Annotated in this window: 8 protein-coding genes and 1 other RNA gene; 6 read left to right on the forward strand and 3 right to left on the reverse strand. The window is 44.0% G+C overall.

Translation table 11 applies throughout. From position 1 onward, the window contains the following. The first annotated feature begins 17 nt into the window (after nt 1-17). Entirely contained in the window at nt 18-1,937 is a 1,920-nt protein-coding gene (locus tag EQU50_RS03870; protein WP_130153835.1) for an extracellular solute-binding protein, read from the forward strand. Nucleotides 1,938-2,091: 154 nt separating this feature from the next. Here EQU50_RS03870 and EQU50_RS03875 read toward each other — a convergent pair whose 3' ends face one another. Continuing rightward, nucleotides 2,092-3,249, reverse strand: a complete 1,158-nt coding sequence (locus EQU50_RS03875) for a phosphotransferase family protein (RefSeq protein ID WP_130153836.1) — start codon at nt 3,247-3,249, stop codon at nt 2,092-2,094. 284 nt (nt 3,250-3,533) lie between these two features. Between EQU50_RS03875 and EQU50_RS03880 the strand changes: the two genes are divergently transcribed. Further along, entirely contained in the window at nt 3,534-5,864 is a 2,331-nt protein-coding gene (locus EQU50_RS03880; protein WP_130153837.1) for a hypothetical protein, read from the forward strand. A 112-nt stretch (nt 5,865-5,976) separates the two neighbouring features. Continuing rightward, on the forward strand, nt 5,977-7,617 hold the full coding sequence (locus EQU50_RS03885) for a hypothetical protein (RefSeq protein WP_130153838.1): 1,641 nt from the start codon (nt 5,977-5,979) through the stop codon (nt 7,615-7,617). Between the two features lie 93 nt (nt 7,618-7,710). On the opposite strand, the gene EQU50_RS03890 is transcribed toward EQU50_RS03885, so the two are convergent. Continuing rightward, nucleotides 7,711-8,031 (reverse strand): hypothetical protein, encoded by a 321-nt coding sequence (locus EQU50_RS03890; protein WP_130153839.1) that lies wholly within the window; start codon nt 8,029-8,031, stop codon nt 7,711-7,713. A 177-nt stretch (nt 8,032-8,208) separates the two neighbouring features. Here EQU50_RS03890 and EQU50_RS03895 point away from each other — a divergent pair, with 177 nt between their 5' ends. Continuing rightward, complete coding sequence (locus EQU50_RS03895) at nt 8,209-8,721, forward strand: hypothetical protein (RefSeq protein WP_130153840.1); 513 nt, start codon at nt 8,209-8,211, stop codon at nt 8,719-8,721. On the opposite strand, the gene dnaE is transcribed toward EQU50_RS03895, so the two are convergent. Beyond that, the gene (dnaE, locus tag EQU50_RS03900; protein WP_130153841.1) at nt 8,718-12,140 is read right to left on the reverse strand and encodes a DNA polymerase III subunit alpha; all 3,423 of its coding nucleotides are present in this window, start codon (nt 12,138-12,140) and stop codon (nt 8,718-8,720) included. The genes EQU50_RS03895 and dnaE overlap by 4 nt on opposite strands. 84 nt (nt 12,141-12,224) lie before the next feature. Between dnaE and ssrS the strand changes: the two genes are divergently transcribed. Both ssrS and EQU50_RS03910 read left to right on the forward strand, forming a co-directional pair. Next, nucleotides 12,225-12,379: non-coding RNA, 6S RNA (gene ssrS, locus EQU50_RS03905), on the forward strand. A 252-nt stretch (nt 12,380-12,631) separates the two neighbouring features. Further along, on the forward strand, nt 12,632-14,665 hold the full coding sequence (locus EQU50_RS03910) for a hypothetical protein (RefSeq protein WP_130153842.1): 2,034 nt from the start codon (nt 12,632-12,634) through the stop codon (nt 14,663-14,665). Nucleotides 14,666-15,020 lie beyond the last annotated feature (355 nt).

Raw genomic sequence — 15,020 nt, forward strand, 5'->3', positions numbered from 1 at the left:
ATTCAGAGCCAGTCGAAATGTCTTTAAAAACAAAATTGCCTGTCATTCTTGGTGCTTTAATCCTGGCTGGTGTTGGCTATTATTATCAACAATGTTCCTGTCCCAAGCCTGAAAAAGCGACCTTAGAGAAAACGCCCGAAGCATCTGTGTCACCGCAACCAGTGTCAGAGGTGGTTATCCCCCCAACGGCCGTAACGGCGATTGCGCGCTTTGGTGAGCCTGCCTACAAGCCTGGGTTTACCCATTTCAACCATGCGAACCCCAATGCTCCTAAGGGTGGAACTTTGCGCCTTAGCACCATCGGCACTTTCGATACCGTCAATAAAGACATTGTAAAAGGCATTTGTGCCCAGGGTATTTTGGAATGTTACGACCCATTAATGGCACGGTCAGCCAGCGAACCCTTTACCTTTTATGCCGTGTTGGCACAGGCTGTGGTATTGGCTGCTGATGCATCATCTATTACCTTTTATTTAAATCCAAAGGCACGTTTCCATGATGGATCTGCGGTTACAGCCGCTGATGTCAAAGCGACGATCGAGACATTAAGGGACAAAGGCCTGCCGCGTTATCGTCAGCATTACACGCGAATTGAGAAAATGGAGATTTTGCACCCCCACGTGATTAAAATATCTCTAAAACCCTTGGAAACTGGCGGATATGACCCTGAACTTCCTTTTATCATCGCTGGGTTAAGGGTTTTAAAGAAAGACCAGATCGAATCGATTAACTTTGCCGACAGCGGCCTTACAAAAATTATTGGCAGTGGTCCTTACAAAGTTGGGGCTGTCAATCAAGGGCGGTCCATCAGCTTGGAACGGGATCCGAACTATTGGGGTAAAGATTTGCCCGTTAAAAAAGGCTTTTACAATTTTGATACCATAAAAATCGAATATTTTAAGAATGCCCAGGTTCAATTTCAGGCCTTCAGCGCTGGTGAATTTGATGTCCATTTTGAAGGCAATCCGAACCAATGGGAATCAGGGTATAATTTTGCAGCCCTAAAAGATGGCCACGTGAAAAGGGCCGAACTTCGACACCAACGACCTGTGACCGTCCGGACTATCATTTTCAACATGCGTCGGCCTATTTTCGCAGAATGGAAACTGCGCAAAGCTTTGACCCTGGCCCTTGATTTTAACACCCTGAACAAAATGGTGTTTTGTAACAGCATGCTGTGCCCATCCAGTATGTTCGCCAACACCTATTTAGCCCATAAAGGGCCGGCCACCGGTAAAGAGGCCAAGATCTTAAAAAATTATGCCGACAAGATTAAACCAGAGCTTCTTAAAATGATGCTAGACCAGCCCTTTACCCCCGCCCAAACCAATGGTGATGGGGATCAGCGCGAAAACCTGGCGAGGGCTGCTGTTTTACTGAAAGAGGCCGGATATACGTTACAAAACGGTAAATGCGTCGACGTTAAGGGTCAGCCTTTAACCTTTGAGATTATGATTAAAGATCCGCGCTTGGAAAAGATTGCCCTTTCGTTTAAGGAAAGCTTGAAAAAGCTGGGCATTGATTTGTCGGTTCGCATGATGGATACCGTGCAATATGAAAACCGCGTTATTGAATCTGACTTTGACATGATCATTCATGCCTTTACCAACACCCTGTCGCCTGGCAATGAACAGGTTTATTATTTCAGTGCGAAAAATGCCGACATTAAAGGAAGCAGTAATTACATTGGTGTTAAGGATCCAGTGGCAGAAGCCTTGGCCACGGGTGTCGCAACCGCCCGTGATATAGAAGCCCTAGAGGCGGCCGTTCATGCCTTTGATCGGTATGTCATGCACATGTGTTATCAGATTCCCTTGTCCTATGAAAATAACCTTCGATGGGCATACTGGGTGGATAAATTGGCAACTCCTGAGATTGACCCCAAAATTGGTTTAGATGTGATGAACGTGGGCTGGTCGCCGAAGGCTGGCCAATAAGACGATCTTAAAACCTGGTTGCGTCATAGGGAAGAGCCCCAGCCGATGCGGGGGTTTCCAGGAAAAATACAATGGCCGCACGACTCCAGTGGCTTTCAACTGGTCCTAAAGTGAAGAGTTGAAAGCCCTATGCCGATCGTTTTATCAAAGTTAACTACTTTTCTGACGCAGGGACGGCTACTGCAGCGACAACCTGCTCAGTCACAGCAAGAACGGAGCCCTGCCCTGAACTTGATGGGATATTTACAGCATCGCTATGTGTTTGAGAAATGGCCGCTTCCTGCTGTTCGGCAACAGATGGCATCGTGGTGATGGGTTGGGCTGACTCTGCTTTTTCTTTCTGACTTTGCTTCTCAAGATGGCGGCCAAAAAACTGGTGAATGAGGCCTATCAACTTTTTAGGGTCCCCCATGAAACCAAGCTTTTGTGCCAAAAACAATACTTTAGCTTCAAAACATTGGGAACTATGAGAAGATTCATATAATCTAAGAATAAGGTCTTTTGAAACACCGGCAGTATAGCCTTCTAAAAATTTTTCTTGAAAATATCGAATTTGCGAAAGCTTTATCCCCTCGATCAAGAAATTATATTCCATCTGAGCTATCATATACCCCAGTTCCTTTAGGGGATTTCCATCTTGCACATGCATATGTGTGCAGTCGATCCAAGAAATATCCCATTGGTTCTTTCCCATAATTTCACTGCGATCGTAAAAAATATTTCCCGGGTGCAGATCCCCATGTATGGCCGTGGTAAGGTGGGTGCCATGATCCTTCATAAAGTACATCTGAAAAATGCTCAATGTTCGACCCACAGACCAGAAAATATCGCCCATACAATCGGCATGGGTTCCTTGGCACACAGAGTCTTTCAGACACTGTCCTTTAGCTTTTGGCAAAATAAAAAGTTTGGCGTATTCATTGGAACCATCAGCGGGCGTCAGAAAAAAGGAGCGAACAGGCAAACAAATAGTCAAGCCATCGTTTGAAAAATCAATTTTTTTTTCCAAAAAAGTTTTGACAATGAAATTTGCATTGTTCAATTCTTTGCAATCCTCTGTGCCTTTCGTAAGACGTACCACATGGTTGGAGCCTATCAAGGCTGCAAAACACTCGCCCCCTGGTTGGTTCCGAAATTCTGCTTGATTTGGGTTTTGTTCTTCACAGTCCTTAAGCGCCTCCTCCATCGCATGCTGAACGCGCGTGGGATCCCATTGATACGTCTGGTATTTGAGAGCCGAAGGATGTGAATAAGGATTCGCCCGGATTTCAACGGCGCTGGAGGCCATGATTTTGGCAGAAATCAGATTCAATAGTCCCACCGAAACGACGCATAGAATTGATAGAGAAAATAATTTTCTTAAAAAAAACAACATTTTTAAGCTTCCCTTTTTACTTATGATATGCGTAGATCTTAACTGCAATATATTTAAATAACGTTAATAAACGATTGAATTTTATTTAAGTTAGAGTGGGACGTCATAAGAGAAAGGTGACCAGAACCAAGGAATTTTCCAAAGGCTGTTAACTATCTGTTTACTCATTGAAACCTAAAATATTTAAAGTAAGTTTTTTTAAATTTTTTGGTAATGGCGTGATGAAGAAAAGTGGTTTCGTGATTTTCCTGTTGATGACGGCATCCATGGCAATGGGCTCTGGTGGTGATAATCTAGCCGTGATGAATAGGATGTTAGAACAAGCGCGCCCCCAGACGGTTAAGATCGTGAACAGCCTGGGCAGGCCGGTTGATGTGGAAGCAATGCTGACGCGTATCGAGACCTTAAAGGCCCAGGAAAAAAAGCGTATTACCGGCCAGGGAACCTTCATTTTTGAAAATGTAAAAGATCCAGTTTCATCATTTTGGACTCAAAATTACGCAATTAGCCCAAGAACGTTAACATTGCTGGAGAAGATCATATTAAGGGTCAATCCGGGCGAAAGTGTGCAGGTTTCTGTCAACCAGTGGCCCAATTTTATTTCTGAATTAAAACCGGTGGGGATGGATGGGGTGTTTTTTGATAATACGACCAAAAAGGGCGCCTTTTCCGTTAAGGTTGTAGGAACTGATCCTGGATTGAGTGCAATTCATCCAAGAGAGTTTGTAGGCGACCCAAAAGATCTGGATCATCAGAGGAAATTGTATAAAAAGTATTTCTTGAGTGATCAAGCTGTTGAAGGCAATGACGTTTGGCAAGATTTCATCCGGCAACCCTCCGGCGTTACCGCAACCAAACGGGCCGAGGAGGTGATCATAAGTCTGACGTCCTATCCCGCCCGTTTTTCAACCACTTGGTTGGCAATTGAATCGTTGCTGCGGCAACAAGAAAAACCCGACCGGATTGTTTTAAACCTGTTCGAAGGAGAGTTTCTAGGGCGTGTCTTGCTGTGGTTTATTCAGCAACAAATGCGACGGGGTTTGGAAATTAATTGGAATGCTGAGAATTTAAAAGTTTATTTGAAAGTTATTCCAACCATCCAAAAATACCCCGATGCTGCGGTTGTTGCGGTTGTTGCGGTGGATGATGATGTGATTTATCCAAAGGATCGTTTGAAAAATTTGCTGGATGGATACAGACAACATCCCGATTGTGTTATTGCATCGGATGTGAGAGTGGTGGGGACGACAGGAAATTTCATACTGCCAGTAACATCATGGCATTTTAGCGGCTGGCAACCTAGCTCTCCCGAATTTGCTGCCAGGAGTGATGTCGTTCCAGAAGGGGTATTTGGTATATTGATTCCCCCGCATACTTTTCACAAAGATTTTCCGAGAAAAGACCTGTTTTTCTCGTTGTGTCCGACGGACGATGATTTGTGGACTTATGCAATGATTGTTGCCGCCGGGAAGAAAGTTGTAAAAATTCCAAGAAATATGCAGCCAATATTAAACGTAGATGGAACACAAGAAATTGAAAGTTCATTGTGGAAAGTAAATTTTGCCAATAGACTAGAGAAGCTTTCTGAATATTTTGAAAATATTTATAAACACTATAATCTAACTTCGATATTTGGCGGAAAGACCTGTGCGACATGTCTGTTTCCGGTGAAAAAAAGCCTTAACCGAAGTTCTTTAACGTATAATCAAGTAGTTCCCTTCAACCAAATTGACAAAAGCCTTTCTTTGCCTGCCGACCTAGTAAGTTCGTTCGGGGTTCTGGAACCTCAGGGGGTTTGGACAATCGGTAAAAAAGCTCAATTTAGAATTTATAAGCCTCAAAATTCTCAACTAATACGTTGTTACTTTGAAGCTTCTCCATTCCGGCCGGCCCCATACGATCAATTAAAATTTTCGTTCAAAAAAGAACAAAAAATTGGGTTGATCACTTCTTTAAGCTTCTTTAATCCAGAGAAAAAGAAATTTGGTTTTATAACAGAAATGAAGCAACCTGAGGAAATTTTTGAAATTTTGATTGAGAATCCTCTAAGTCCAAAAGAGTGCGGAGTTGGTAATGATACGCGGGAACTTGGTCTTTACATCTCTCGATTCGGCGTCTTTGAGATCACTTCTAGAATGGGCACTATTTCTTTGGGAAAAAGTTTTGATTTAAGCTCACCAATTAATTTAGAAGATGGTTTTCATGAGATGGAAGAAGAAGGTGTTTGGAGTAGCAGCAAGGCTTCGTTCAGCATTGCTCTTCCAGAAAAAGCCAAAAAATACAAAATTGATATTAATTACGATATCTTTGTGCCATCTGAAAACCCTAGCCTTGGGTTTCGTCTTAGAAATGGGAGTGTTGAGATATTTAAAGGCATTTCAGAATATGGAAAGAACCAACCATCCTTCAGTTTCACCTATATACCTACAGATAATATATCGAAATTCACCTTAGAAATTGATCAAGCCAAATCACCCCTAGAACTTGGCATCTCAGAAGATTCAAGGGTGTTGGGTTTATTTCTGAAAAGCATTAATATTACAAAAGTATGATAAACGTCTGTCAATCATTCTTTCCATGTATTTGATATTTGATTTTAATCAAATATTTACCATCCAAGGCTGACTATATAATTAATTATTATAATAGATTTGGATGCCTTTCATGAGGGAAATAATATTTGGATTGTTGACATTATTTTATTTCATAACGTCCTCAAAATCTTCTGAGATTCTTTATAACGGTAAAGATGTTTTGGTTGAGGCGACTTCGTTTGGTTCCAAGAATATATGGGTGTGTTTTAGCGCCCTAAAAGACCCTCAATGGGGCTGCACATTACAAGACCACAGCCAAACTCATTTTAAGCCAGGCAACGACCGATGGGGCCAGCCGTTCCTCAGTAAGAATCGCATTGATGCCATAAACGTTATCAACCTAGCCAATCATTGGTATCAAACCCCTGAAATGCAACCAGTTTTAGACATCATCAATAAATACATTCAAGGTCGATCTTATGAAAATGTTATCACTTATGGACTTTCTATGGGGGGATATGGGGCCGTCTTATTCTCAGAACAATTGAAAGCCAACCGTGTGCTAGCCTTTGCTCCACGATTTCAATTTAAAGACATAGACAGAGCAGGCCATGCAAGATGGCGAGAACTATTGAACCTGCAGCCTATTTTTAACGCGCCAAGAAATTTTAATTCGTGTGAATTTTATGTATTTTTTGGATCCCATCACACAATAGATCGTACCATCATCGAAGATAGTGATGGGCTGCCTTTGATTGTTAGCGACCCCCAAAAAAGACACGTTTTCCCCTTAAAAACATCCGAGCATGTTGTGTCAGAATATTTGAAACACCAGGGGCTTTTAAAGCCTATCGTTCTTTTAATGGACAAGGGGGATCATGCTGGGTTGATGAAGTGCGTCGACCACTTGATAGACAACTCAGATTCTCCTAAACCGTTAATCCATATTCCCTTAGGAAAAAACTTTGATTCAACGTCACCCGTTCTTTTTGGGGATGGTTTTTATGATATGGAGGAGCCGGGGCTTTGGAGTTCGAACAAAGCCACATGGACACTCACTTTTCCAGAAAAATCCAAACCTTATAAAATTAGCATTGATTACCATGCCTTCGTATCTTGCAAAAACCCCACCCTTAATTTTCGCCTAACAGATGCAAGCAAAGAAGTATTTAAGGGCACAGCAGAACACGATGAAGACCAAACTCCGTTCACGTTTACATACACACCCACAGATACCGTATCAAAATTCACCTTGGACGTTGATCAAACAAACTCACCCCTAGGACTTGGGATGTCAGACGATTCAAGGGTGCTGGGTTTGTTTTTTAAAAGCATCAATGTTGCAACCGTTTTGTTGGTGGATAAAGCGGATCAAGCTGAGTTGGCAAAATGTGTTGACCCGTTGGTAGACAAACCGAAGATTCCTAAACCCTCAATTCAAACTCCCATCGAGGCAAGCTTAGATTCAACGTCACTTGTCCATTTTGGGAATGGTTTTTATGGAATGGAGGAGGCGGGCCTTGAGAGTTCAAGTAAAGTCATATGGACACTCATTTTTCCAGAAAAAAATAAGTCTCTCAAAATTGAAATTGATTACCATGCGTTTGTATTTTGCAAAAATCTCGCCCTTAATTTTCGTCTGACATACACAGGCGAAGAAGTTTTAAGAGCGTTTCTGAAAATGATGGAGGCCAAACGTCGTTCACGTTTATCCATTATGCCTGCAGATACTGAAGCAAAATTCACCCCACCGGCAGATCAAGCTAAATAATCTTTAGAAACTGCATCTTAGACGATTCAAGAGTATTAAGGTGCTTCCTGAAAAGCATCAATATTACAAAGGCATAACAAAGAAGCCTTTTGTTTATCCTGCCTCCTCTTTCAGATCAGACGAAGGGCTTATGCTCATTGCTGTGCACGTTGCCTGTTCCTTGGGCGTCATCGATACTGCCGGTGTCCTGGCTTCCTCTGGCAAAAGGCTAGAAGGCGGGGCAGCGGGGGTAATAGCCAGAGTCCTCATGATACCTCTTCTCACTAAAAGGGAAGAGATGGCTGGGGGTGAGGGCATAAGATTATCGACATAGAGGTCATCTCGATCTAGGCTGACACGTGCCTGCAAATGATCGGGTGCTATAATGCAACCAATGCCTGTAAACAAAAGCAGCATTTTAGATACAACGTACATAAATGGAAACCTTTCTCTGTTTTGGCCTATGTAGTGTTTGTACAGTAAAAAAATTAACAATATGTTAAAGAAAAAACCCAAAAAAATCTCAAGAAATATTTTAGAAACTTGTTAACGGTATTTTAATTATTGAATTGTAATATAAAAATACAGAATAATTCTGGTAAGGAATAAATTATGAAGTTAACCATGAAAATTATGTCAACCTGCGCCATATTATTTGGCTTGCAGGGGTTGGCAGTGACGCCTGCTTGCAGTGGCTTTTTTGATGATGTTAAAGGCGCCTATAAAGACGTAAAGAAAGGTGCTTCAGACTTTGCGGGCAATACCATTAAAAACGCGCGTAAAGCAGTGGCTTCCAAAGTTAAGCCACAGGACGAAGATGAAGAAGAGAAGCCGGTTCGCAAAAAGAAGACTACCAAAAAAGCCCCTCCTCCGCCTGTCGATGAAGACGAAATGATAGATGATGATAGTTTGGCCGAAGAAGAGGCCCCCCTTCCACCACGCAAAAATGCCAAAAAAACTGCTCGTGTAGTTGAACAGGATGATCAGGACGTAGCCATGGATGATGCTGCGGCCGATGAAGACGTCGCACCGCCAAGAAAAAAAGCCCAACAATCCCCTTGTGAACTGGCAGGGGCAGAGAATGGCATGAGCGCTGATGATGCGGCGGCAAACGGTCTTTGTTAAGTATTACAAAAACTAAACAGTTGGCTGCGTTGATCAGCGTTTAAATGATACCCCCCTGGCAAGGTCATTCTTGCGGGGGGTAAGTCTGGCAACGTTATGTCCAATTTTATTTTTGTTTTGCCGGTGGGGCAGGTTTGCAAAAAGTCTTTCAAAGCCTGAACATCAAAACGTTGATTTACCGTCAAGACCACCGATTGCGATTGCGTTTTTTGGTCCAGCAATTCCAAGCTTTGTGCGGTTAGACGATAGCTTTCCCCCTCTGCCCGAAGGCCAGCAGCCACATAAACAGCTGTACCCGGGGTTAAAAGATCACGGGTTTGTTGGTAAATTTCAGAAAATAAGGCAATTTCATAAACACCGGTGGTGTCTGATAAACCCACAAAGGCGAACTTTTGCCCATTCTTTGATGTGCGTTCCTGTTTAAACAAAATAATACCGGCCACATTAACCGCAGCCAGACTTTCCGTGGCCTTTGCTGCCAAGTCTGCGCTGTTTGTTAACTTCAGGATAGCCAAGCTGTCTTTATAAATATCCAAAGGGTGGGCACTTTGGAAAAAGCCCAGGGCCTCAAACTCCTTTTGCAGACTTTCCAACAATCCCCAGGCCCTGACATTCGGCAACGTTATGGTGATTGGCGCCTGCTGGCTGCCGCCAAACAGTAACGTTTGCTTGTTCGCCTTTTCCTGCCTCCTTAAATGATTTTGGCTTAACAGAAAATCAACCCCCTCAAAAACTTGCCGGCGGTTAATATTTTCAGCCTGAAGCAAACTGTCCAACGCCCCCGCCGCAATCAGGTTTTCCAACTGGCGCTTATTGACCGTTTTACCATCAAGGCGGGCCGTAAAATCAGCAAGATTTTTAAAAGGCCCATTCGCCACACGCTCCGCCACCAGGCTTTCCATAGCCTGCAGCCCTACATTCTTGATCGCCGCCAAAGCATACCGAATGCCGTTATTCTCCACTGCAAACGTAGCCATGGAATGATTCACATCAGGCGGAAACAAGGGCATGTCTGCGCGCAACAAATCTTGGCGATAAAGGGTCAACTTATCGGTGTTGTGCATGTCATAAGTCATGGTGGCGGCAAAGAATTCCAACGGATAATTGGCCTTTAAATACGCCGTGTGATACGTCAACAAAGCATACGGGGCCGAGTGTGACTTGTTAAACCCATACCCTGCGAATTTGGCCATCTGATCAAAAATCTGGGCTGCCACGCCCTTATCAACGCCATCCTTAATGGCCCCCGCCACAAACAAATCCCGTTGGGCATCCATCTCGGACTTAATCTTTTTACCCATGGCGCGCCGCAACAAATCCGCGGCCCCCAATGTATATCCACCTAGAACCTGCGCAATTTTCATCACCTGTTCTTGGTAAACCATCACTCCATAGGTGGGCTCCAGAATGGGCTGCAAGGCGGGGTGCAGGTACCGCACCTCCTCCTCGCCATGTTTGCAGGAAAGATAACGCGGAATATCATCCATGGGGCCCGGCCGATACAGGGCGACCAACGCCACGATGTCTTCAAACCGATCTGGCTTCAGGCGCCTTAGCACATCGCGCATGCCCGCACTTTCCACCTGGAACACGCCGACTACCTCCACCCGGCACAAAAGGTCGAACGTCTTGGGGTCATCCAAGGGAACTTTATTGATTTGAAAGGGAATACCACGGGCTCGAATCAGCTGGCTGCACCGTTCAATAACCGTCAGCGTTTTCAACCCCAAAAAGTCAAACTTCAGCAGGCCGGCCTCTTCCACATATTTCATGCTGAACTGGGTCGCTGGTAGTTCTGACCGCTCGTCCTTGTACAACGGCACCAATTCCCATAAAGGGCGATCACCAATGACGACGCCGGCCGCGTGGGTGGAGGCGTGCCGGTATAACCCCTCCAACCGAATGCCAATGTCGATCAGGTTCCCCACCGTTTCGTCTTGTTCCCTTTGTTGTTTTAAACTTGGCTCCAGCTCAAGGGCTTGCTGCAAACTGACCGGGTTGGCGGGGTTGTTGGGAATCATTTTGCAAAGGCGGTCAACCTGCCCATAGGGCATTTGCAAAACCCGCCCTACATCCCGCAACACAGCCCGGGCCTGCAATTTACCAAAGGTGATAATATGGGCAACTCGATCGTCACCATATTTACGCCGCACATACTGAATCACTTCGTCCCGGCGGTCTTGGCAAAAATCGATATCAAAGTCCGGCATGGAGACGCGTTCTGGGTTTAAGAACCGTTCGAAAATAAGGCCAAAATGAATGGGGTCCATATCAGTGATGGTCAACGACCATGCGACCAACGACCCCGCCCCCGACCCACGACCTGGCCCCACGGGGATATTTTGGGATTTGGCCCATTGGATAAAATCAGCCACAATCAAAAAATACCCAGCAAATCCCATGCGACTGATAATGTCGAATTCATAATTCAGGCGTTCATAATAATCGTCCCGAACTTTGGCATGGATTTCTTCATTTTTGAATCGAGGGAAAACTTCCTCTTTCAGCCGTTTTTCCAAACCAGCCTCGGCCTCCTCGCGCAATTCTTCCTGCTCACCCCGGCCTGTTACTGTTGGAAAAGGGGGCAAAATGGGCGCCTGGCCTGCTGGCATGAAATGGCATCGTTGGGCGATTAAAACAGTGTTTTCCACAGCCTCTGGTAAGTCTTTGAACAGCGTTTCCATTTCATCAGCTGACTTAAAATAATGCTCCGCCGTGACGCGATTGCGATCATTCTCGCTGACATAGCGACCGTCTGCGATACATAGCAACGCATCATGGGCCTGATACATATCACGTTGGTCAAAAAAGACATCATTCGTGGCCACAATTGGCAGGTTATGGTCTAAGGCCAGCTCTAAAAACTTAGGCTCAAGCCGCTGTTGTTCTGCCAGACCATGACGCGCCAATTCGATGTAAATTCTGTCTTCAAACAACGTTTTTAAGGTTGTCACGAAATCAGGAACTGCATCTGGGTCTTGGCTGATTAACCGCCCAAGGGGCCCCTTATGTCCGCCCGTCAACAAAATCAATCCGGTTGATCGCCCTTGCAAATCAGTCAACGAAACAACCGGTTTGTCGGTACCTGTCAGGGGGTTCAAATATGAATCCGAAACAATCTTTAAAAGATGTCTATACCCCTGCTCTGATTGCACCAAAAGAACCAGGGGGGCATAACCCGATAAAGCCTCCAGGTACAGGTTAACCTGACACCCAATCATGGGTTGAATACCAGATTTGGCACATGTGGTGGCAAATTCCAAAGCCCCAAAAAGATTCGCCGTATCGGTAATCGCCACCGCAGGCATTTTATTTTTTTGACACAATTGTGGTATCAGCTTAATAGGCAAGGCCCCCTCGGCCAAAGAATAGGCACTGTGAAGGCGAAGATGGACAAAACGGGGGGAAGAAAAAGTCATAAGGAATTATTATCAGGAAATGGGCCTTCACGATAGGTCCCTCTTTTTTAACCAAATGTAAACGGAACTATGGTAGAAATAAAGATGATGCTGCAGTTCTGGTTATGAGGCGTATTCCCTTGGCCCAACTTTTATTCTCGGGAATCGTCCCTGTTAAGACCGTGGTCTTAATATTTACGATGCCCACCTGGTTTATTGGCCAGAGAGGATCAAACTCAGACCGATCAGGCGGCATCATTCCATATGCCATTCAAGTGATTTACGGAATCGACCTTGTTTTTGGAAAAAATATCTATCATAAAAATCCCGCAAAATTATTTGAATTGGATATAGAAAGTAAATCTCTTTTTTTTTGAAATAAGAGGTTGAATTTTTAAAATTAATTCACCATATGCCCTTCTAGAGCAAAGTAATAATATCACGTATTCAACGAATGGCGCAAAAGTTGCCCCTTTTTGATGCGTGATTATATCTTCCCAAGGAGAGAACATATGGAACGTAATCATCGGTATGGATCAACAAAACTTGCAACCCTTCTTCTTATGGGAGGCGCCTTATGGATTGCATCGTCTGCTTATGCGTCAGAAGAGAAAAAATCCCAAGAGCCCCATCTGACGATTCACATTTCATCGTCAATTCCGTCGGATCAGTCTTTTATGCCATTAAGTTCTCCAGCTCCTTTGGCTAATAAAGTCCGTCCCAATAAAGTGGTTCCTTTGTCACAGTATGCAGGCGTAAGCGCTGAAAGGTCAACCATAAGCAGCCCTCAACTTACCACAAGTCCAAGCGGAATTCAGATGACGATTAATATGGAGAGTCCGTTGCCGCCTCAAGGGGTGCAGGTTCGAAGGGATGCGCTGGTGCAGACTATGACACAGGACGATGTAGAGCTGTTGAAAGCTTACGGAGCAGCCTTAAGCAAGACAATCTATCGGCCTTACAATGTCAGTGATTCTGTTTTTAAAAATATGATGGATGTGACAACGGTTAAGGATTTATTTTTGACGCCGAAAGGATGGTTGAAATTGGGCTTGAGGGCGGGATTGTGTTATCTGTCTTATGATATCAGTGATACAACCATTGGATTATTCAATTTTACCCTTTTCAAGCAAATCTTTGGTAAAGAAAATTATTATCCATATCAAGCCATTAACAATGGTAATGCGAGTGACTTAGCACAAACGGGGTTTTTATATTTGTTTATGCTTGCAACTGCAACGCCTTCTCTTGGAGCACAGACCTATGAAGGATATCAGCGATTAAGCCATTTCTTACAGGGAATGAAAAAATCTCGAAGACAACGGGTTTTGTATAATCCCAAAAACTCAACTTTGGCTACGGTAGCCTCAGTAGTTTTAGGTGCCGGCGCAGGGATTGCAACTCTTCCAAAATTATACAGTTTAGTACAAAGATTTCAACAAACAGGCGTATATGGAGGGTTCCTTCTGAACACATCACTGTCGTTTTACTATTTGTCCAATTTTTACACACTCCTTGACTCTTCAACATCTTATGTCCATTCCAAAATAGATCGTCACCTGAATGGAGATGACCCCGATACGGCCCGTTGCCGATCCATTTTGCTAGATCTGTCTCAAAATTCTATTACGAAATGGTTAGAGCTTTCCCCTGACCAACGGAAAAACAAAGCTCAAGAATTTTCTTTTGCAACGGATCAGATGTCGGAAGCAAAGCTTTATGAGATGTTATTTGTCATGTTTGATTCTGCAAAAGCGGCAGAATCTGTAGTGCTGCCTTTACAAGAGTCCAGAGAGGAACCCGTCAGAGTACAAAAACAGCCTTTGGTAAGAAGGGGTTTAAGATGGTTTTCAGAGGGTGTTGCTGCACTGGTTGGTCCCCTTGCTTTCGAAGTCATAAGCACTTCTGCAAAATCTCAATTAACATCCCTTGGATGTGACGATAGAACCAGCAGCGGTCTTGCCTACACGGCGGCCTCCATTGGCAGTGTTTTTACAACCATGCTTTCACGCAGTGTGGTGAAAAACTCTCTCCATCAGCTTTATGATTCCTGGACGGGTTATAAGAATCAAGAAGATATGGCGTCATCCTTGTACAATAACACTTCCTCTGGCTATACGAGTTACCCTAAAGCCAGGAAAGTTCTAACCACCTATAATCAGCTTAATGGAACCCTTTTGGGTCTTACGATGGGGAAAAGCGTATATGACGCATTGCCAACTTTTCCAGCTGGAATTCGGTATCCAGCGGCTGGCGTTGCCATGATTGCCTCTGGGGCGCTTCAAACGTTGTTTTTACAGCGCTGGACGCACAAGCTGGTGAATGTCGTCGACAAAAATATCCTTCAAAAATTGGAAAGGTTGAAATCTTTGTCAGATCCGTCTGGTGTTATGTCTGACGAGGTGGTTGAGTTTATTCGTGATGCGCGTCTCTGGATTACAAGAATGCCTGCACCTGTGGTTCAACAGCTGCACAAACTGGCTTTTAACTCAGACTTAAGGAAAGGGTTTTTGGAGCGTTTGCAGCAAAACCTTGCGGCTTCCTAATAAGTCAAAGATAGAATCTCCGTCATAGGAAGTGACCAAAAAGAGGATGTGGCAATTGTATTTCCGGATTGCCACATTTCTTCGCTCCTCTTATCGATCTATTATCCCTGCTCCCTATGACACGTGGTTAGCATCACCTTCCCTTACCTTTTTGGGAAAGATGCTATTGATTCTTTTAACGCGCCCTCCCAGTTTGATTTTGAGGTGATCTGCAGTAGGGCCAAGGCGTACGATAGAAATGCATTGATTAAAAGATAACTCAATCATCTCGTTAATGTAATAAAAGTACGAACAGTTCCTGCTTGAGGGATCTGAAATATCTATCAATGCCGATAGTAAATAATTTACTTTTCTT

It is taken from the genome of Candidatus Finniella inopinata (assembly GCF_004210305.1).
Lineage (GTDB): Bacteria > Pseudomonadota > Alphaproteobacteria > Paracaedibacterales > CAIULA01 > Finniella > Finniella inopinata_A.